Annotated in this window: 15 protein-coding genes and 1 riboswitch; of the genes, 13 read left to right on the plus strand and 2 right to left on the minus strand. The window is 38.6% G+C overall.

From position 1 onward, the window contains the following. Positions 1–54: 54 nt before the first annotated feature. Positions 55–474: an OsmC family protein gene (locus BM143_RS14955; protein ID WP_034725882.1), complete on the plus strand. Its 420-nt coding sequence runs from the start codon at positions 55–57 to the stop codon at positions 472–474. A 52-nt stretch (positions 475–526) separates the two neighbouring features. On the opposite strand, the gene BM143_RS14960 is transcribed toward BM143_RS14955, so the two are convergent. Then, on the minus strand, positions 527–3,142 hold the full coding sequence (locus tag BM143_RS14960) for an MGH1-like glycoside hydrolase domain-containing protein (protein WP_090025222.1): 2,616 nt from the start codon (positions 3,140–3,142) through the stop codon (positions 527–529). Between the two features lie 187 nt (positions 3,143–3,329). Next, positions 3,330–3,436, plus strand: a riboswitch (SAM riboswitch). Positions 3,437–3,497: 61 nt separating this feature from the next. On the opposite strand from BM143_RS14960, the gene BM143_RS14965 reads away from it, so the two are divergent. From BM143_RS14965 to metF, 6 genes are all read left to right on the plus strand, one after another. Next, positions 3,498–4,490, plus strand: a complete 993-nt coding sequence (locus BM143_RS14965) for an alpha/beta fold hydrolase (protein ID WP_090025223.1) — start codon at positions 3,498–3,500, stop codon at positions 4,488–4,490. A gap of 5 nt (positions 4,491–4,495) precedes the next feature. Further along, complete coding sequence (locus BM143_RS14970; protein WP_090025225.1) at positions 4,496–6,034, plus strand: ACT domain-containing protein; 1,539 nt, start codon at positions 4,496–4,498, stop codon at positions 6,032–6,034. Positions 6,035–6,252: 218 nt separating this feature from the next. After that, positions 6,253–7,413 (plus strand): O-succinylhomoserine sulfhydrylase, encoded by a 1,161-nt coding sequence (locus tag BM143_RS14975; protein WP_090025226.1) that lies wholly within the window; start codon positions 6,253–6,255, stop codon positions 7,411–7,413. A 101-nt stretch (positions 7,414–7,514) separates the two neighbouring features. Further along, the gene (locus BM143_RS14980; RefSeq protein ID WP_090025227.1) at positions 7,515–8,525 is read left to right on the plus strand and encodes a homocysteine S-methyltransferase family protein; all 1,011 of its coding nucleotides are present in this window, start codon (positions 7,515–7,517) and stop codon (positions 8,523–8,525) included. A 140-nt stretch (positions 8,526–8,665) separates the two neighbouring features. After that, positions 8,666–11,323: a methionine synthase gene (gene metH / locus BM143_RS14985; protein WP_051891170.1), complete on the plus strand. Its 2,658-nt coding sequence runs from the start codon at positions 8,666–8,668 to the stop codon at positions 11,321–11,323. A gap of 67 nt (positions 11,324–11,390) precedes the next feature. Further along, positions 11,391–12,350 (plus strand): methylenetetrahydrofolate reductase [NAD(P)H], encoded by a 960-nt coding sequence (gene metF / locus BM143_RS14990; RefSeq protein ID WP_090025229.1) that lies wholly within the window; start codon positions 11,391–11,393, stop codon positions 12,348–12,350. Between the two features lie 50 nt (positions 12,351–12,400). Here metF and BM143_RS14995 read toward each other — a convergent pair whose 3' ends face one another. Continuing rightward, positions 12,401–13,555, minus strand: a complete 1,155-nt coding sequence (locus tag BM143_RS14995) for a hypothetical protein (protein ID WP_090025230.1) — start codon at positions 13,553–13,555, stop codon at positions 12,401–12,403. An 89-nt stretch (positions 13,556–13,644) separates the two neighbouring features. Here BM143_RS14995 and folE point away from each other — a divergent pair, with 89 nt between their 5' ends. From folE to BM143_RS15025, 6 genes are all read left to right on the plus strand, one after another. After that, complete coding sequence (folE, locus tag BM143_RS15000; protein WP_034725871.1) at positions 13,645–14,313, plus strand: GTP cyclohydrolase I FolE; 669 nt, start codon at positions 13,645–13,647, stop codon at positions 14,311–14,313. A gap of 5 nt (positions 14,314–14,318) precedes the next feature. Beyond that, complete coding sequence (locus BM143_RS15005) at positions 14,319–14,795, plus strand: hypothetical protein (RefSeq protein WP_090025231.1); 477 nt, start codon at positions 14,319–14,321, stop codon at positions 14,793–14,795. Positions 14,796–14,931: 136 nt separating this feature from the next. Next, the gene (gene cysS, locus BM143_RS15010; protein WP_034725869.1) at positions 14,932–16,398 is read left to right on the plus strand and encodes a cysteine--tRNA ligase; all 1,467 of its coding nucleotides are present in this window, start codon (positions 14,932–14,934) and stop codon (positions 16,396–16,398) included. 524 nt (positions 16,399–16,922) lie between these two features. Next, complete coding sequence (locus BM143_RS15015) at positions 16,923–18,089, plus strand: T9SS type A sorting domain-containing protein (protein ID WP_090025232.1); 1,167 nt, start codon at positions 16,923–16,925, stop codon at positions 18,087–18,089. 138 nt (positions 18,090–18,227) lie between these two features. Next, positions 18,228–20,882, plus strand: coding sequence for a 4-alpha-glucanotransferase (locus tag BM143_RS15020; RefSeq protein ID WP_090025235.1), 2,655 nt, complete (start codon positions 18,228–18,230; stop codon positions 20,880–20,882). Between the two features lie 139 nt (positions 20,883–21,021). After that, positions 21,022–21,993: a hypothetical protein gene (locus BM143_RS15025; protein ID WP_090025237.1), complete on the plus strand. Its 972-nt coding sequence runs from the start codon at positions 21,022–21,024 to the stop codon at positions 21,991–21,993. Positions 21,994–22,095: the final 102 nt, after the last annotated feature.

Raw genomic sequence — 22,095 nt, forward strand, 5'->3', positions numbered from 1 at the left:
TAATCACTCCGGTTCTGTTCAGAGAGCCGAAGAATCTTACAACAAAATTCAAAAATGAAAATAACACTAAACAGAATTAACGACGATTTTTTATTTGAGTGTACCAATTCCCAGGGGAATTCAATTCTCTTGGACAATACCTCACAGCCCGGAGCTAAAGGCGTTTCTCCAATGGAAAGCGTGTTGATGGCTGTTGCCGGATGCAGCGGAATAGATGTAGTCTCTATCCTGAAAAAACAGCGTCAGGAAATCACAGGTTTCCAGGCAGAAGTAGAAGGCGAAAGAGTTCAGGTAGAAGATGCAAAACCTTTTAAATCTATTAAGGTGAGATTTCTTCTGGAAGGAAATATAGATCCTAAAAAAGCATCAAAAGCCGCTCAGTTATCTTTTGAGAAATACTGTTCCGTATCAAAAACTTTAGAGCCGAATGTAGAAATCGGGTATGAAGTTCTTGTGAACGGAGAAAAAGTTTAATTATTTTTTAATTGATTATAAGCGGCCGGCCCATTCGGGCCGGCCGCTGCTTTTATACTGTTAATCTTGGTTTCATAAGCTTAGCTACCGTTGCCGTCCATCCTGTCTGATGGGAAGCCCCTACGCCGCGGCCGTTGTCTCCATGGAAATATTCAAAGAAAGTGATGTAATCCCTGAAATGTTCATCATAATTGAACTTTGGATTTCCTCCGTTGAAAGGTCTCTGACCATCTTCATCTTTTAAAAATAACGAGCAGAGTCTGCGGCTGATATTCTGAGCCACCTCATCCAAGTTCTTCTTCTCACCACTTCCCGTTGGAAACTCTACTTTTAAGCTGTTGCCATAATAAAAATGGAAACGCTGTAAACTTTCCACAATCAGGAAATTGATAGGGAACCAGATCGGGCCGCGCCAGTTACTGTTTCCTCCAAACATTCGGCTGTCACTCTCGGCAGGAGTATAATAAACCACATTTTCCGTACCGTGAACTGAAAATACGAACGGGTTTTCCTCATAGACTTTTGACATCGCACGGATTCCGTAAGAACTCAAAAATTCATTTTCATCAAGCATCCTTCTCAAAACCTTTGTCAGTCTGTTCTTACGCAGAATACTCATCAGGTGTTTTCTACCCTGTCCTTCCTCATCCCAGTGGGAAACCAGCTTTGTGAGCTCAGGTTTATTCTTTAGAACCCATTCCATTCTGGCTTTGAAATTGGGCATTTTATCCAGTAATTTATGATCTACGATTTCAACGGCAAACATCGGAATCAGACCGACAATGCTTCTTAGTTTTAAAGAAACACTTTCTCCGTTACCAAGCTGCAGTACATCATAGAAAAAGCCGTCTTCCTCATTCCATAAACCTTCTTTGCCTTCTCCCAGGTTCTCCATCGCCTCAGCAATATACAGATAATGCTCAAAAAATTTGATCGCCATATCCTCATAAACCTGATAATACTGTGCGAGCTCCATTGCAATCCGCATCATATTTAGTGCGTACATGGCCATCCAGCTGGTTCCGTCTGCCTGTTCCAGATGCTGTCCGTCTTTCAGTTCCATATTCCGGTCGAAAGCTCCGATATTATCCAGTCCAAGGAAACCGCCGCCAAAAATATTATTGCCGCTTTTATCTTTCCGGTTTACCCACCATGTGAAATTCAGGAGAAGTTTCTGGAAAACTTTCTCGAGAAATAAAAGGTCAGGCTTACCGTTCTGCTTTTCATCAATTTTAAAAACCCTGAAGCAGGACCATGCATGTACGGGTGGATTCACATCGCTTAAATTCCATTCATAGGCTGGTAACTGACCGTTGGGGTGCATATACCATTCTTTCGTTAATAGTAAAAGCTGTCCCTTGGCAAATTCACCGTCAATGATGGAGAAGGGAACGCAGTGAAATGCCAGATCCCAGGTGGCATACCATGGATATTCCCATTTATCGGGCATGGAGATGATATCCTTATTGTGAAGGTGATTCCATTCCGTGTTTCTTACATAATCATTGAAATTTCTTGGAGCCTGATGATTGGGATCACCTTTCAGCCATTTTCCGACGTTATAATGATAGAACTGCTTATTCCATAAAAGTCCTGCAAACGCCTGTCGCTGTACATTTCTTTCATCCTCGTTCGTGGTTTCACTCTGAATTTCTTCGTAAAACTCGTTGGTTTCAGCGGCTCTTGTTGCGAAAATTTCGTCAAATTTTTCAAAAGGCTCATCCACCTCATCCGGACACAATCTGAAATCAAAAGTCTTTGACTGTCCCGCACCGATAATTTCATCAATAATAAAAGAAGCCTTAGTTCCTCTTTTCTCCGGATTTACCGTATTGCTTCCGTAAATAATATGGTCATTGATCCCATCCTTAAAATAAGTATTCCCCGTGTAAGACGAACCATATAATTTTGGTGTATTCGTTTCATTTTCGCAGAAAGCACTTTTGGCAGCCAGATTTCTTGAATAAAGCTTTTTGATCGAAATACTGTCATGATTGATATCGATACATCCGTCATAAGAAGCATTTAGCTGTGCTTTGTATGTATTATAGCCCCATTTCCAGTTGTTTCTGAACCAGGCCGTTGGAGCTACCACTATCGGAGCATCCTGCTGGCTTCTGTTATGAACCGTTACTCTGGCCAGGATATCATTGTGATCGGCTTTACAGTATTCAATGAAAATATCGAAATATTCATCATTGTCAAAAATTCCTGTATCAAAAATTTCATACTCAGGTTCCTTTTTGCTTCGTCTTCCGTTTTCAGCAACGAGATCATCGTATGGAAATGTATTGATCGGATATTTATACACCATTTTCATATAACTGTGGGTAGGTGTATTATCCAGATAATAAAAGATTTCTTTAATATCTTCCCCGTGATTCCCCTGAGGATTGCTCAGTCCGAAGAAACGTTCTTTTACTATTTTATCTTTCTTGTTCCAGAATGAAAAAGCAAAACAGAAGATCTGCTTCACATCAGAGATCCCTGCGATACCTTCTTCTCCCCATCGGTAGGCGTAGCTTTCGGCATTATTGTGATTCGCATAGTGCCAGGCATTTCCGTTTGGGCTGTAGTCTTCACGGACGTTTCCCCACTGTCGGTTACTGACGTATGGTCCCCAGTTTTTCCATTTGGTATCTTGTAGTCTTTCTTTCTCAACAGTCATATTTCATCATTTTTTCAATACGAAGTTAGTTTTTTTGAAAAATAATTCCAATTCCTTTCATCTGAAGAATTCTTAACATAGCCCTGAAACACTTATGATTAGAGGCTTTTTAAATATTAAATATTTTTTCTTTTTTAATTTAAAAGAAAAGACATATCTTTGCAGTGCGTTCATTCAAATATTGAAAATGTTATCAAGAAAGGTTGAGGGATTAGACCCTATGAAACCTTAGCAACCCTTTGTGCAAGCAGAGAAGGTGCTACGTTCTACCAATTTATTTTGGACAGATAACTTACTGAAGTTCTTTTCAGCCATTTCCTGTGGCATTTTCAATTGTATTAAAATAATAATAGAATTGAAAACAGAACTAAACTATATAAATCTTTCGTATCAGACTTATTCCCAAAAGGAATACCATATCCCGTTGACTTATCAGATCTTCGGGAAAGACCTGTTTACAGCACCCATTATATTGATCAATCATGCCTTAACCGGAAATTCAAATGTTTCAGGAGAAAAAGGATGGTGGAAACAACTGATTGGTGAAAATCAGGTGATCGATACGAACAAATACACAGTTCTCTGTTTCAATATTCCCGGAAACGGATTTGATCATTTTTTAATTGACGACTACGAAGACTTCACTCCTTCAGATATTGCTGAAATATTCCTGAAAGGCCTTGAAGCTTTACATATCAAAAATTTATATGCCATTATTGGAGGCTCCCTCGGAGGAGGAATCGCCTGGGAAATGCTAGCCAAAAAGCCACAGCTTGCCGAGATTTTTATCCCGATTGCCTGCGACTTCAGAACCCACGACTGGCTTCATGCACAATGTCTGGTTCAGAAATTTCTGTTAAACGGAAACGATGAGCCCCTGCAGAAAGCGAGAATACACGCCATGTTGTGCTATAGAACTCCACAGTCCCTAAACGACAGATTTCAAAATAGATACCATCAGGAAAACAAACGGTTAGAGTCAGAAGACTGGCTCGTGTATCACGGAAATTCATTAAACGATAGATTTAGTTTAAAGTCTTACAAGCTGATGAACCATCTCCTCATGAATATCAATACCTATGAAAACCAGCTCGAAAAGATCAGCGCACAAATGCACCTGATCGCTGTAGATACAGATTTATTTTTCCCCGCTTCAGAAATACGAATGTGCTTTGAACAGCTGAAAGAGAAAAATAAAGAGGTTTTCTATCATGAAATACAGTCAATTCACGGGCATGATGCCTTCTTAATGGAATACGAACAATTAAATAATATCATCAACAATATTTTCAGAATGAAAGGAAGCGAAAGCGAAACTCCATCTGATAATAACAAACAAAAAGTATAGAACAGATGAAAAATGCGAACGAAATAAAGTTTTTAAAAAACAGATCGATCATCAAGTTTGAAGGAGAAGATTTCTTAGGAGAAATAGGAATCGACGGAAGAATTTTTAAAGCGCTTACTTTAGCGAGAATCAGTGTAGGAGTAATCTCCCAGCAGGCCATTGAAAACGGGCTTTCTATTCTGGTCAATGAAGCAGATGCAGAAAAAGCAGTGGCCTGTCTGATCGATGAATTTGAAGCAGAAAGAAAATCAGGAAAAGTATCACAGATTTATAGCATCAATAATGTTTCCGTCCTTGGATTTGTAGCGGAAGATTTCAATAAAGTTTTAACGGAACTGGCTAGAAACAATGTTTTCCCGCTTTTATTAAATCAGGTTGCAGGAGAAAACAGAGTCAATATTGTAGTGACCTCTTCACAGGATGAGAAGACAAAGAATGTCATCGAATCCGAAATTTTCAAGAAGCCTAAAACCGTTCATCTGGCGATCATCGGTCACGGAAATGTAGGGAAAACTCTAATAGAGCAGGTTCTACAGTCTTCAGAAGAAATTAAAAGACGTAAAAAGATAGACCTGAAAGTAGTGGCAGTAGCCAATTCAAGAAAAATTGCTTTCAATAAAAAAGGTTTTAATGCAGACTGGAATGATGAGGTTTTAACGGCAGAACACCCTTCAAACGTTGAAGAGCTGATCAACTTCTCAAAAGAAAATCAGTTGGAAAACCTTATCGTAGTAGACAACACGGCGAGCAAGGATTTTGTGAAAAACTATCACGCTTTAGCTGAAAACGGTTTTGACCTTGTTTCTTCTAACAAGATTTTCAACACACTTCCAATAGAAGAATACCGTAAACTAAGATATACGTTGAGTAAAAACAACAGACGTTATCTGTATGAAACCAATGTAGGAGCGGGACTTCCGTTAATTGATACCATCAAATTATTACACCTTTCAGGAGAAAATATTACCAGAATCAAAGGCGTATTCTCCGGTTCATTGAGCTATATCTTCAATAATTTTTCTGTGAGAGACGACAAGTTTTCCACCATCATCGGAGAAGCAATGGAAAAAGGATATACAGAACCGGATCCACGTGAAGACCTTTCCGGAAACGATGTAGCAAGAAAACTACTGATCCTTGCCAGAGAATTGGATCTGATCAATGAATTCCAGGATATCAATATTCAGAATTTAATTCCTGAAGACCTTTTGGCAGTAGATAAAAATGAATTTATCTCAAGACTGGATGAGCTGGATGAAGAATATAAGAAAATCAAAGAAGGGCAGGAGCCGGGCCACGTACTTCGTTATGTAGGAGATCTTCATGGAGATCTTCAGAAAGATAAAGGTCAGCTTGATGTGAAACTGGTTTCTGTACCGGGAAGTTCTGCTTTAGGTCAGTTGAAAGGTTCAGATTCAATCTTTGAAATCTACACAGAAAGCTACGGTGAAAACCCGATCGTTATCATGGGAGCCGGTGCCGGAGCTCAGGTAACAGCAAGAGGTGTTTTCGGTGATATCTTAAGAGTAAGTGAAACTAAGTAAATAGTACGATGTACAAAGTAAAATGTACAATGTAGTTATTGATAACTAAGCCAGAGTCCCAACGGGACGATTTAACATAGGATAGAATGAAATTCTATCAAACTATCAAACAAACATCAAAAAAAAGTAATTATTATTTTTTTATATAACGTAACAATGACTCCCCATTGGTAGATTACCAGATAAAACACATTGTTATATTATTAAAATTAAACTATATGGAAAATTTTGAAACCTCCGCAATAAGAACCCAGACTGAAAGAACGCAGTTTGACGAACATTCTACGCCATTATATCTTACATCCAGTTTTATTTTTCAGGATGCGGAAGATATGAGAGCGAGTTTTGCCGAAGAAAAATCTAAAAACCTGTACAGCCGTTTTTCAAATCCGAATGTGACAGAATTCACAGATAAGATCGTAAAAATGGAAGGCGCAGAAGCAGGATATGCGTTTGCAACAGGAATGGCGGCTATTTATTCTACGTTTGCCACTTTACTGGATGCGGGCGATCATATTGTAAGCTGCCAGTCGGTTTTTGGTTCTACCCATACTTTATTTACAAAGTATTTCCCGAAATGGAATATCGAAACAACCTATTTCAAAGCTGAAGATGCGGAGAATGTGGAACAATATATTAAGCCAAATACCAAAATCCTATACCTTGAAACGCCTACCAATCCGGCTATTGAAATCCTGGATCTTGAGTTTTTTGGAAAGATAGCGAAAAAGCATAACCTTATCTTTATTGTAGATAACTGTTTTGCAACACCTTACCTACAGCAGCCGATAAAATATGGTGCAGATGTTGTTGTACACTCTGCAACAAAACTGATTGACGGACAGGGTAGAGTATTGGGCGGTGTAGCAGTAGGAAAAGAGGATCTAATCAGAGAAATCTATCTTTTTGCCAGAAATACGGGACCTGCGATGTCACCTTTCAATGCATGGGTTTTATCAAAGAGTCTGGAAACATTGTCTATCCGTGTAGAAAAACATTGTGAGAATGCCTTGAAGGTTGCTGAATTTTTAGAAAACCACCCGAATGTAGAGCTGGTAAAGTATCCTTTTTTAAAATCCCATCCGAGTTATGAAATTGCAAAAAAGCAGATGAAGCTGGGTGGAAATATCGTAGCCTTTGAAATTAAAGGCGGAATAGAAGGCGGAAGAAACTTCCTGGACAAAATAAAAATGTGTTCCCTTTCTGCCAATTTGGGAGATACAAGAACCATCGTGACACATCCTGCATCTACAACCCATTCAAAACTGACTGAAGATGAAAGAAATGAAGTAGGTATTACAGCAGGGCTTGTCCGTTGTTCCGTAGGTCTGGAATATATCGATGACATCATTGCAGATCTGAAACAGGCTTTAGATTAATTCAGCCGGTTCAGATTATTTGTTTGAAATAAATCAAAGAGTCCCAACGGGACGATTTAACAAAGGATAGGATAACATCCTATCAACTATCAACAAAACATATGAAAAATTCAGAACAATTATATAAATCAATATCCGAGAGAATTTTAATTCTCGATGGCGCAATGGGAACCATGCTTCAGCGCTACAAATTCGAGGAAGAAGACTACCGAGGAGAACGTTTCAAAGACTGGGAACATCCGGTAAAAGGAAATAATGACCTTCTTTCCCTGACACAGCCTCAGGCGATCGAAGAAGTTCACAGAAAATATCTCGAAGCAGGAGCAGACATTCTCGAAACCAATACATTTTCGGGAACTACCATTGCGATGGCAGATTATCACATGGAAGAACTGGTATACGAACTTAACTATGAGTCTGCAAAAATTGCCAGAAAAGTATGTGATGAATTTACCGCTCAAAATCCGGATAAACCAAGATTTGTGGCAGGCTCCATCGGACCTACCAACAGAACGGCAAGTTTAAGTCCGGATGTTAATGATCCGGGATATAGAGCGATCACTTTTGAAGAATTGAGAGTAGCTTACAAACAGCAGTGTGAAGCTTTACTAGATGGAGGTTCAGACATTCTTCTGGTAGAAACAATTTTCGATACCCTGAATGCAAAAGCGGCTTTGTATGCTATTGATGAACTTCAGGATGAAAGAAATATAAAGATTCCGATCATGGTTTCAGGAACCATTACCGATGCTTCAGGAAGAACATTGAGTGGACAGACTGCAGAAGCTTTTCTGATCTCCGTTTCACACCTGAATTTATTGAGTGTAGGATTTAACTGTGCTTTAGGGGCAGATCAGCTTACTCCTTACCTGGAAACTCTGGCTCATAACTCAGAATTTTATGTTTCTGCTTACCCGAATGCGGGACTTCCGAATGCTTTCGGAAAATATGACGAAACACCGGAAGATATGGCGGGACAGATCAAAGAATATGTAGAGAAAGGATTGATCAATATTATCGGAGGATGCTGTGGTACAACGCCGGATCATATCAAAGCAATTTCTGACCTGGTGGCACAATATCCACCAAGAAAGACGAAAGAGTTTGTATAATCAGGCCGTTTTTAATTAAAACAAGAAATAGAAGCTGGCTTATAAAAAGTTTCCGCTGTTTACAACTTGAAGCAGAGCTATAGATCTGCTGAGACCAAATACAGACAGTACCTATTATAATTTAGCAGAATAAAAAATTAATGAAATATTTAAGATTATCAGGCCTTGAGCCTCTTATCATAACGCCGGAAAGTAATTTCATCAATGTTGGTGAAAGGACAAACGTTGCCGGTTCAAAAAAGTTTTTAAGACTGATAAAAGAGGAGAAATTCTCTGAAGCACTTGATATTGCCCGAAATCAGGTAGATGGAGGTGCACAGATCCTTGATGTCAACTTCGATGACGGACTGATCGATGGAAAAGCATCGATGATCAAGTTCCTGAATTTAATAGCCTCCGAACCGGATATCGCAAGAATTCCGGTGATGATAGACTCGTCCAAATGGGAAATCCTGGAAGCCGGACTTCAGGTGGCACAGGGTAAATGTGTGGTGAATTCCATCAGCTTAAAAGGTGGTGAAGAAGAATTCATCAAACAGGCCAAAGCAGTCAAAAGATATGGTGCTGCAGTTATCGTAATGGCATTTGACGAAACAGGTCAGGCAGACAATTATGATCGCAGACTTGAGATTTCAAAACGCTCGTATGATATTCTGGTGAATCAGGTTGGTTTTCCGGCGGAAGATATTATTTTCGACTTAAATATTTTCCCTGTAGCAACGGGAATGGATGAGCACAGAAGAAATGCCATTGATTTTATTGAAGCTACAAGATGGGTAAGACAAAATCTTCCATATGCATCCGTAAGTGGTGGAGTAAGCAATGTTTCCTTCTCTTTCCGTGGAAATGATACGGTAAGAGAAGCGATGCACTCGGTATTTCTTTACCACGCCATTCAGGCCGGGATGAATATCGGGATCGTGAATCCTTCCATGCTGGAGGTGTATGACGAAATCAATAAAGAACTTTTAGGTCTTGTAGAAGATGTAATTCTTGATAAGAGAGAAGACGCTACAGAAAGACTGTTGGATTATTCCGAAAAGCATAAATCCGTCAAGAAAGAAATCGTTGAAGATTTAGAATGGCGAACAAGACCTTTGCAGGAGAGAATTACCCATGCTTTGGTAAAAGGAATCGACCGTTTTATCGAAGAAGATGTTGAGGAAGCCAGACAACAGGCAGCAAGACCGCTTCACGTCATTGAAATTAACCTGATGACCGGAATGGGCGTGGTAGGAGATCTTTTCGGGAGCGGAAAAATGTTCCTTCCACAGGTGGTAAAATCAGCGAGGGTAATGAAAAAAGCTGTTGCGTATCTGCAACCTTATATTGAAGCTGAAAAAGACGGTGCGAGACCAGCTAATGGAAAAATTCTGATGGCGACAGTGAAAGGGGACGTTCACGATATCGGAAAAAATATTGTGAGTGTTGTTTTGGGTTGTAATAATTATGAAATAGTTGATCTTGGAGTTATGGTTCCAGCTGAAAAGATTATTCAGGCTGCCATAGAACATAAGGTTGATGTCATTGGTTTGAGCGGATTGATTACGCCAAGTTTAGACGAAATGGTGTACATCGCTTCTGAATTAGAAAGACAAAATCTCAATTTTCCATTATTAATAGGTGGTGCAACGACTTCAAAAGCACATACCGCTGTGAAAATTGATTTAAAATATAAAAATGCAGTCGTTCACGTGAATGATGCATCCAGAGCTGTGAATGTGGTAAGTTCGCTGTTAGGTGACAGAAATAAAGAATATGTTTCAGAGCTGAAAGACGAATATTCCGATTTCCGTGAAAAGTTCCTGAACAGACAGGTGGACAAAGACTATGTTACCATTGAAGAAGCAAGGGAAAGTCACTTTACCATTGATTGGGAAAACGAAGAGATCTTTACACCGAATCATTTAGGCGTAACGGTACTGGAAGATCAGGATTTGAGAGAATTGCTTCCGTTTATTGACTGGTCTCCGTTTTTCAGAAGCTGGGATCTGCACGGGAAATACCCGAATATCCTGGAAGATGAGGTCGTGGGAGCACAGGCTAAAGAACTGTTTAAAGATGCTCAGGTTATTTTAAAGAGAATTCTTGATGAGAAATTGCTGAAGGCAAAAGCCATCTTCGGAATTTTCAAAGCCAATTCAAATGAAACGGATGATATCCTTATTTTTGACGAAAATAACGAAGAGCAGGCCAGATTCCTGACCTTAAGGCAACAGGCACAACGATCCAAAGGCAAAGAATATTTAGCGTTAAGTGATTTTATAGCACCTCAGAGTTCAGGAAAAACGGATTATGTTGGGGCTTTTTGTGTCTGTACCGGATTCGGAACCGATGAACTATCGGATGAATATGAAAAAGCCAATGATGATTACAATGCCATCATGGTAAAAGCCCTTGCCGATAGATTCGCAGAAGCCTACGCTGAATTTTTACATAAAAAAGTAAGAACAGAATATTGGGGTTATGCCAATCAGGAAAACCTGAGCAACGAAGACCTTATCGCCGAAAAATATAAAGGAGTACGTCCTGCACCGGGTTATCCGGCATGTCCTGACCACTTGGAAAAGAAAACCATCTGGGACCTTTTAAAAGTAGAAGAAAATACAGGCGTTTTCCTTACCGAAAGTCTGGCGATGTTCCCAACGGCAGCAGTTTCCGGATATTATTTCGGAAGTCCGCATGCGAAATATTTCGGTCTCGGAAAAATTACCGAAGATCAGCTTAAGGATTATGCAAAAAGGAGAGGCTGCTCCATTGATGAAGCAAGAAGATGGTTATCTCCGAATTTAGCTTAAAAAGTTAATGATTGTGAGTCCCAACCTACTAGCCATCAAAAAAAGATAAAAATAACTAAACTATAAAATGAAGATCACTGAACACATTAAAAACGCCAATGGGAAGACCTTATTCTCCTTAGAGGTAGTTCCGCCCCAGAAGGGAATCGGGATTGAAGATCTGTATACCAATATAGATCCGCTTATGGAGTTTAAGCCGCCTTTTATTGATGTCACCACTTCCAGAGAAGAATATATTTATCTTGATAAAGGAAACGGGTTGATGGAGCGCCGTATCACCAGAATGCGTCCCGGAACCTTAGGGATTTGTTCTGCAATCCAGCATAAATATAATGTAGACACTGTTCCCCATCTTCTTTGTGGAGGTTTTACCAAAGAAGAAACAGAATATCTTTTGGTAGACTGTATGTATCTGGGAATAGAAAATATAATGGCTTTGAGAGGTGATGCCATGAAAGGACATCAATACTTCGAGCCTACACCGGGAGGTCATGCCAGTGCCATGGATCTCGTTCACCAGATCAATGATTTAGGAAGAGGGAAATACCTTCATAACGATGAGGAAGCCTGTGATGAACTCAATAAATTCTGTGTAGGAGTAGCCGGATATCCTGAAAAACATATGGAAGCACCTTCCATGAATTATGATCTGAAATGGCTGAAACAAAAAGTAGATGCAGGAGCAGATTATATCGTCACCCAAATGTTTTTTGACAATAAACGGTTTATTGAATTTGTGACAAAGGCCAGAGAAATGGGTATTACAGTGCCTATTATTCCGGGTATCAAACCCATTGCAACCAAAAAGCATTTAAAAATTCTTCCACAGATATTCAAAATCGATCTTCCTGAAGAGCTGATCAATGAAGTGGAAAAGGCCAAAAACAACGAGGCTGTCAAACAGATCGGTGTGGAATGGGCCATTAACCAATGCAGAGAACTTTTGGATTTCGGAGTTCCTGTGCTGCACTTTTACTCCATGGGGAAAAGTGATAATATTAAAAAAGTAGCCGGAGAGCTATTCTAATAGAGTATCTAATGAAAGGAGCCCTGCTATTCAATAGCAGGGTTTTTTATTTAAAGGATAGGATGTCTTTCAAATTCTTTATTGCGGTCAAATAAATACCGGTACGTGGTGAGTTTTCTGGTCACAGTCGTATCGAGACTCTCTGCAATTTTTATCATTTTAGGATTAAAATCTCCGATCCACTGAAGTTCCGTCGTCTTAAAATCCGTATGCTTTCTCAGGTGCTGCGTTCCTTCCCAGATCATATACCCATCAATTCCTTTCTTCTGCCATTCCGGAATAACGCCGAAAACCAGACCGACCATCTTTTCATTCTTCGTGAATTGTTTTATCCACAAAAACTTAAGCTTTTCCACAATCCCGAATCGGCCATTCAGATATTTGAACCACTGGTTTACATCCGGAAGGTTCATCCACATCGCAATAGGTTTTTCATTTTCGTAAACGAACCAGGAAATATGTTCATTGATGATAGGCTTCATGGTGTTAAACATTTTCAGAACTTTTGCTTCCTCCAGCTGCTTACCTTCTCCATGACAGGCCCATGCCTGATTATAAATGTCCGTAAAATCTTTAGCAAATTTTGGCAGATCATTTTTCTTCATCGGCCTTGCTGAGATGGCGGGATTTCTGCTGTGCTTGGTGTGCATAAGTGTAAAAATCCTTGAAACTTCCGCAAAAATGGGCCTTGAAAAACAGAGCTGCTCGAAATACATTTTAAAACCATAGTTTTCAAACAGATCTTTGTAGTATGGGAAATTATAATTCATTCCGAAGAGTGGCTCATCAAAACCTTCCGTTAAAAGTCCCCAGAATTTATCCCTTTCTCCAAAATTAATCGGACCATCCATAGCTTCCATCCCTCTTTCCTGAAGCCACATTTTGCAGTGATCGAAAATGAAATCAGCAGTTTTCTGATCATTAATGCAGTCGAAAAAACCGACTCCTCCTGTGGGTTGCTGCTGTTCGGAAGCTGAGGAGATAAAAACGGCCACCTTTCCAACGGTCTCATTCTTTTTGTTTTTAAAAAGAAACCGGGAACATTCTCCTTCCTGGAAAGATTTGTTTTTTTTAGGATCAAAAATCTCTTCGATGTCCTGATTTCGGGGTCTTATATAGTTTTTGTCGTGCCGGTAAAGTTGGGCGGGGAATTCTAAAAAGTCCTTTTTTTGTTTTTCGTTCTGTACTTCTTCGACAATAATCATAGGCTAAGTTGAGAATGGACAATGTTTTTCGTTCAAATTGAAATCGATGAACAGATTTTATCCGTATTTTTGTTGCAAATTAAATAAAAATGGTTGATTTTACCGATAACGACGATGATATTTTCACTGGAAAAGAACATACGCCTATTAGGAAAGATGCATTTGATAAATCGCCACAGGAAAAAATAGAAAAAATTACCGAACTTTTCGGTGAAATTATGGAAACACTGGGGATGGATATGACGGATGATTCTTTAAAGGATTCTCCGAAGCGTGTTGCCAAAATGTATGTGAATGAAATTTTTGGAGGTCTTCTTCCCGAAAACAAACCGGGAATTTCCACATTTTCCAATAAATATAAATACCGCCAGATGCTGGTGGAAAAGGATATTACCGTGTATTCTTTCTGTGAACACCACTTTCTGCCGATCATCGGAAGAGCCCATGTAGCCTATATTTCAAACGGCGAAGTGATTGGTCTTTCCAAGATCAACAGGATTGTGGATTATTATGCAAAAAGACCACAGGTTCAGGAAAGACTTACGATGCAGATTGTAGATGCTTTGAAAGAAGCTTTGGGCACCAAAGATGTAGCCTGTATCATTGATGCAAAACATTTGTGTGTGAACTGCAGAGGAATAAAAGATACGGCAAGTTCTACCATCACGGCAGAATTGAGCGGTATTTTCAGAACCAATCCTATCACGAGACAGGAGTTCCTGCATTATGTGGGAAGTCATGCGAAGCTGGATTATTAAGATCAATGATTAATCAGATCATAAAGAAAAATATCAAATTGCTTTCTGAAAGATATGACCACCATTTGTTGTATCATGAAAGTGTAATTGTGATAAAGAATGAAAGGAATCTAATTGAAATTTTCCCTCAGATAAAAGATCATATTTCTGTTAAATATAATTTTGAAGAAGGAGTTGATACAATAGAAATCCAAGATTTTGAAATTTATGATATTTTAATTAAAATTTTTCAGAGACAAAACTTAGAAAAAGTAAATTTGAGTCCTGGTTATCCATTAGATTTAAATGATCTGGAAGATGAATTTGGTAATTTGGATAAATTTAAAGAAGAATTAAGAGCGCTGATCAGTACAAAAACTGATTACTCTGATAGGGGAGGAAATCGGGTGTTGACAGAATTTTATAAAAATAGTTTAATTTTAAGGGATGACATTGGGAGTTCAAAATCTAATGTATTAAATATAAGTAATGATAAAATTTAAAAAAGTTTCGGATAAGATTTTTGTAACAACAATTATTTGTTGCTGCTGTAAATGCTGTTGTTAAAGGATTCTGGTCTTTTAATGAAATTTGAAATTTTAAAACTAAACGTAAATCATTACATCAAAAAACTAAACGATGCAATTAAAAATATACAACTCGCTTACAGCAGAAAAAGAAATATTTAAACCCATTCTGGAAGGAAACGTAGGAATGTATGTCTGCGGACCTACCGTGTACAGCAATGTGCATTTAGGGAATGTAAGAACCTTCCTTTCCTTTGATTTTATCTACCGTACCCTGATCCATTTAGGGTATAAAGTAAGATATGTAAGAAACATCACCGATGCAGGTCACCTTACAGACGATGGAAATGTGGAAAACGACAGATTCGTGAAACAGACCCGTCTTGAAAAACTGGAACCTATGGAAATCGTACAGAAATATACGGTGGATTTTCATAAAGTTTTAGAAATGTTCAATCTGCTTCCTCCGAATATCGAACCTACCGCAACAGGTCATATCGTAGAACAGATCGAGCTTACACAAAAGCTTATCGAAAGAGGTTTTGCCTACGAAAGCAATGGTTCTGTCTACTTCGATGTTTTGGAATACAATAACAGAGGCTTGAACTATGGCGAGCTTTCAAAACGTAACATCGAAGAGCTTTTTGCCAATACCCGTGATCTTGACGGGCAGGGTGAAAAGAAAAATCCACAGGATTTTGCCCTATGGAAAAAAGCATCTCCTGCTCACATTATGAGATGGAATTCCCCTTGGGGCGAAGGTTTCCCAGGGTGGCACCTTGAATGTACTGCCATGAGTACAAAATATCTGGGTGAAAAATTTGACATCCACGGCGGAGGAATGGACCTGAAATTCCCACACCACGAATGTGAAATCGCACAGGGGAAAGCCTGCAATGATACCGCTCCGGTGAATTACTGGATGCATGCCAATATGCTGACAATGAATTCCCAGCGTATGAGTAAATCTACAGGAAATTATATCCTTCCGATGCAGTTGGTAACAGGGGAAAACGACTTCTTTGAAAAACCTTTCCATCCTACCATCGTACGTTTCTGCTTCCTGCAGGCGCACTACAGAAGTGTGCTGGATATTTCCAATGATGCGATGATTGCGAGCGAAAAAGGGTTTATCAGATTAATGGAAGCCATTAAAGTATTAAACTCGATCACTCCTAATAATGAAAAAGAGTCTGGTTTTGATCTTAAAGAGTGGAAAGCAAAAGCGTATGATGCCTTAAATGATGATTTTAATTCTCCGATTCTGATCGCTCACTTATTTGAAGCTGTAAAATATATTTTCGCTTTAAATGATGAGAAAGAAACGATTTCTTCTGAAGATCTTGAAGATTTAAAAACAACGCTGAATGCTTTGGTATTCGATGTGTTGGGACTTCAGAATGTGGAAGAAAACAATAACGAGAAGCTTGATCAGACCTTAAAGGTTTTAATTGAACTGAGAAATCAGGCAAGAAAATCAAAAAACTTCGACCTTTCAGACCAGATCAGAGACAAACTGCTTGCTGAAGGTATTGAATTAAAAGATGGGAGAGATGGAACCACTTACGTTCTGAATTAACCGCAAAAATAAATAGTACAGCTCCTGCAGCTCGCGTAGATTCTACAGATCATATCATAAAAATCTGTTGTAATCTGTGTGATCTGCGGGAGTTTTTTTATGCTCATTTCTTATCATTTTGTAATCTCTCGCAGATGTAGCGATATAGCAGATTTAATGCGAAAGCCTTACTCATGTCGGTGGAGCAGCAATCTTAGCTCCTTTAAATAAATGCACTTTAATAATAAACCTTTACGTTAAAAAAAACACAAATTCCACTAATCCTTTTTCACGAATAACACGAATGTTACAGTCTTTCATTAGTGATATTTGTGAACACATTTGTGCTATTTGTGTTTACATTGAAGTTTAATGAATAAAATCGTGCTATTTATGTTTTTAGAAAAAATAGATTATCATAATATCAACGTTTACATTAAATGATTGTAAATACTATGTAAATACTGCTATTTTTTTATGATACCATTGGTAATTTATGTAACTTAGTCATACTAAAATCATTACGAATCTAAATTCTACATTGTATGAAAAAACATTTATTCCCTCTTTTCCTGCTTGTGTTAGGTGCCAACGCCCAGGCACAGCAGGATTTTTTCGCGATTGCCGGAAAAGATACTTCCAGCATTGTTTTCAGTGATTTCCGTGTGATGGATGCCACTAATGGAACTTCCGGAGATAAACTCTTCTCAGCTGATGCTGTGGCCAAAGTATTTTCTCAGGAAAGAAAAGGTAATGTGTCGGAAGATAAAAATTCCTACAACCATTCCCAGGCGACTACCATGGCGGCTCTGGCTTATGATCCGATGAACAATAACCTGGTGTATATGCCGATGTTTTCGTCCAATATTTATATTTTGAATGCGAAGACAAAGGAAATTACATTGGTTGACAATACGGTGACCAAAGTTACATCGTGCGATATCAATTCCCATATCACAAGAATGACTGCGGGATATGACGGAAATATCTATGCCCTGAATAATGCAGGATCTCAGCTTTTGCAGATTAGCAGAAAAGGCAGCCAGTACACCGTTAATGATCTTGGGATTATTAAAGATGATGCTGCCAATGGAAAGAATTCATTCACGGCTATTGAAACAGGCTTTGGCGGCGACATGATCGCGGATGCTGAAAATAATTTCTATGTCTTCTCTGCTTCTGGAAATGTCTTTAAAGTGGTAGCCAAAGAACTGAAAGCAAAATTTGTGGGTAAGATCTCCGGTCTTCCGGAAAATTATTCAGTCAACGGATCTGCAGTTAATGCCAGTGGAAAAGTAGTTATTGCAAGCGCTAAAGGAGACAGTTTATATGAAGTAGACTTAACTACTCTTCAGGCAAAAGTACTTCCTGGCGGTGAAAAGCCGCATATTTATGATCTGGCGAGTAAATATTTTGCTAATGACAGAGCAACTTTAGTTAATGCATTGGCGAATATCGATATCTATCCAACGAAAGTGGATGAACATTATATTAACATCAATGTCAATGATCAAAAGATAAAAGGAAATATTCTCCTGAATGTTTTCGATATTTCCGGGAAAAATGTGATGAAACAGAAGCTGTCTGTAAAAGGCGGCTCGCTCAATCAACAGGTCTATTTGAAAAGCCTTGTCAATGGAGCGTATATCGTTAACATTACAGATGAATCCGGTAAAGCTTTATTCAACAAAAAAATTCTGGTTACGGAATAATAAAGACAGAGATTTCATTAAACTCTATTAAAATTTAAAACCTTTTCAACTTATTTTGGAAAGGTTTTTTAATGATTATTTGATCTTCAATAAGTTTTATTTTTCGATATTAAAATGTATTTTTATAAAAAAATATAGATGAAGTTATACTTTAATGTAGGATATAATGCAAAGGCCGGGCAGAATCTGCAGCTGTTGATTGTAGATGACAAAGGCGCTGCTGTCCAGACTTATACCTTATTTTATGCAGAAAACGGCATTTGGAAATGTGAGGTAGATTATTTCTCAAAATCAGTATCCTATAAATATCAGGTTTCAGACGAAAAAGGAAATATTCTGAGAGAAGAATTTGTTCTGCATCATCTTAATTTCCCCCATAACTATAAGGAGTTTATTATTTTTGATGAATGGAGTAATAAGAATTTCCCTGAAAACTATTTAAACAATAAAATTCTTTATAATAAGCTCAATCAGTTTGTTCCTGAAAAAGCGACGGTTTTAAAAAAGCATACCCATTTATTCAGAATAGAAGCGCCTGTCTATAATCCGGACTGGAAAATTGTATTGTTCGGCAGTACGGCTTCTTTAGGAAACTGGAATTATGAAAAAGTAATTCATCTTTCGCAGACCGATTTTGGAATCTGGGAAGCTTCCGTTGAAATTCCGGAGAACGAGTTTATCCAGTTTAAATATTGCCTTTACGATACAAAAGAAGGTAGAGTAATTGATGTGGAAACCGGGGAAAACCGTTTCACTCTGGCCAATCCGCTTCCGGATGTTCTGCAGATTGTTTCAAATCATTATTTTAAATTCAGGTCCTATCAGATGTATCATGATGCAGGAGTAGCGGTTCCTGTCTTTTCTTTGAGAAGTGAGAGCGGTTTCGGAGTTGGAGAATTTTCAGATCTTAAAAACCTTGCCGACTGGACCAGTGAAACCAATCTTGGAATTATCCAGATTCTTCCGATTAATGATACCACGGCCAATTATTCCTGGACAGATTCCTATCCTTACGCAGCGGTTTCTGTTTATGCATTGCATCCGCAGTATATTTCACTGGAAAACCTTGATTTTAATTTACCGAAAGAATTAGTTTCTGAATATCAGTCTGAGAAAGAGGCTTTAAACGCTTTGGATCTGATAGATTATGAAAAAGTAATTGCCGGCAAATGGAAGTTTTTAAAAGCGGTTTTTAACGCTGAAAAAGAAAAAATTTATAAGGACAGAGGCTTCAAGAAATTTATAAAAGACAATGAGCACTGGCTCGTTCCTTATGCTGCTTTCTGCGTGCTGAGGGATAAATATAAAACCCCGAACTTCAATGACTGGAAAACCCACAAGAAATATATTGCAGGGAAGATTTCGCAGTTCTTTGCCGTAAAAAGTAAAGATTATGATGCTTCAATGCTTCATGCGTGGGTGCAATACCAGTTACATTTACAGCTGAAAGACGCTGTAGACTATACCCACAGTTTAGGCGTTTCATTAAAAGGTGACCTTCCGATTGGTATTTACAGATATTCTGTGGAAGCCTGGACAGAACCTGAGCTTTTCGGAATGGATTTCCAGGCCGGAGCACCGCCGGATCAGTTTACAGAACTGGGACAAAACTGGGAATTTCCGACATACAACTGGGAAGCAATGAAGGAAGACGACTACCGATGGTGGAAAAACAGATTCAAAGCACTGGAACAGTATTTCGATGCGATGAGAATTGACCATATATTAGGGTTTTTCAGGATCTGGAGAATGCCTGTATCTGCTACCCAAGGGATTTTAGGGTACTTTTATCCCGCTGTTCCTGTTGTTGCGGATGAATTTAAGGCAAGACATATTCCGTTTGATTTTAACCGGTATTGTAAACCTTTCATCAATGATAAAATTCTGTGGAAATATTTTGGTGAAGAGAGTAGCGCTGCGCTTGAATTTCTTAACAATAATAATGACGGGACCTATTTATTCAAAGAAGAATTCGATACCCAGAGAAAACTCACCGATTTTTTCAAAAAGAATCCGAAAGGTGCTATTGAAGAAAAACTGGTTTCACTCTGCGCAAACGTTTTGTTCCTGAATGAAGAGAGGAATGGGGAAACAGTCTATCATCCAAGATTTAACGTTTACAGTACAGATTCTTATCAATACCTTCCTGAATGGGAACAAAAAGCAATCTATGACCTCTATCACGACTATTTCTTCAGAAGACAGGATCATTTGTGGTATGAAAAAGCAATGGAGAAACTTCCGGTGATTCTGAATGCTACCAAAATGCTGATCTGTGGTGAAGACCTCGGAATGGTTCCTGCGTGCGTGCCTATAGCGATGGACGAACTGGCGATTATCGCGTTAAAAGTTCAGCGTATGCCTTCGGATAATATTCCGTTCTACAATCCTAAAAATGCGGATTATATGAATGTAGTCACTGCATCTTCTCATGACAGTTCTACACTGAGACAGTGGTGGAAAGAAGATCCGGCTTTGACCCAGAAGTATTTTAATCAGCAGTTGATCCAATATGGAAAAGCTCCTGAAGAAATGGATTCTCACTTAGCTGAAATTATCATGAAACAGCATCTTTACAATGATGCGATGCTGGCTATTTTCCCGATTCAGGAGTTCCTTGCAACTGATCCGGAACTTACCAATCCGAATGTGGATAACGAAAGGATTAATAATCCTGCGGTTTTCCCGCATTACTGGCGATACAGGATGCATCTGAACCTTGAGGATCTGAAAGGAAAGAGAGCATTCAATGAAAAAATAGCTTATTGGATAAAAGATAGTGGAAGAGCATAAATTTAACATTTGATTATCAATTAGTTAATGATAAATTAAAAGAAGTTTGATCTTAGGATTTAACTTCTTTTTTTTATTTACATCCAAAAGATAGAATAGAGATATTCTGCTATATACTAACCAATTAACGACTATAGAGATGAAAAAAATACTTTTGGGATTTGCCTTGGGACTGGCAGCTTTGTCTTCCGCCCAGCAGTATCCAAATAACGGATGGGGAGATGACGGGTATTACCAGAACGGCGGCTATACCGATGAAGATGACAGAAATTATTTTCCGGACGATTATTATTATAACTATCCTCAGGACTATTACCCAAGCGATTACTATCAGGGATATTACAACGATTACAGAAACAGTATCACCAATATCAACTGGAATGTCTTCTTCAGAGAAAACAGACTAAACCGCTGGCAGATGGATCAGATCATGAGTCTGAACAATTTATATGTAAGTTTCTCTACATGGGATAATTTTTACAGATATAATCCGGACAGATGGTACTATGACAGATTCTACGCACTGGAAAGAATATTAGGACCAAGGGTGTTTGTTGTTTTCCAAAACAATTATTACCGTGGATCAAGCCCGATCGTTTACTTCCAGAATTACAGAAGAACGTATTACACGCCGAGATATTCCGTAATGCCGAGATACAGAAATGTAAATATCAATGTGTACAGGGTAGACAGATCAAGATTCAGAAGAATGGATAACCCTACCTTCAATGTGATCCGGACCAGCGACAGACCAAATAACGGATTCAGAGGACCGGTAAGAGACGGCGGTAATACCGGAGGTTTCAGAAATCAGGCTGGAAATAATGACAGAAGATCTGAAAATTCAGGAGGTTTCCGTAACGAAACCACCAGAGAAAGAAATAATGGTGGTTTCAGAGGAAGTTCTGAAAATAGCGGAACAAGAGGATTTGGAAATAATGGAGGCTTCAGAGGAAGCGGTGAAGTAAAAAGAGAAAGTGCTCCCCGAAGAGAAAATAACAGCGGAGGATTCAGAGGAAATGGCGGAAGTTCCAGATCTGAAAGTCAGCCTTCAAGATCACAAAACAGCAATGGAGGTGGTTTCAGAGGCAGTCTGGTAAGCAGTAAATAATTTTCATATATTATATTTAAGTGGTGTGAAGGACAGGTTTTAGGATCTGTCCTTTTTTATTTTTCAATTTTATTATTTTAATACTATAATTTAACATTTTTT

Origin of the sequence: Chryseobacterium oleae, from assembly GCF_900115055.1 — a bacterium.
Lineage (GTDB): Bacteria > Bacteroidota > Bacteroidia > Flavobacteriales > Weeksellaceae > Chryseobacterium > Chryseobacterium oleae.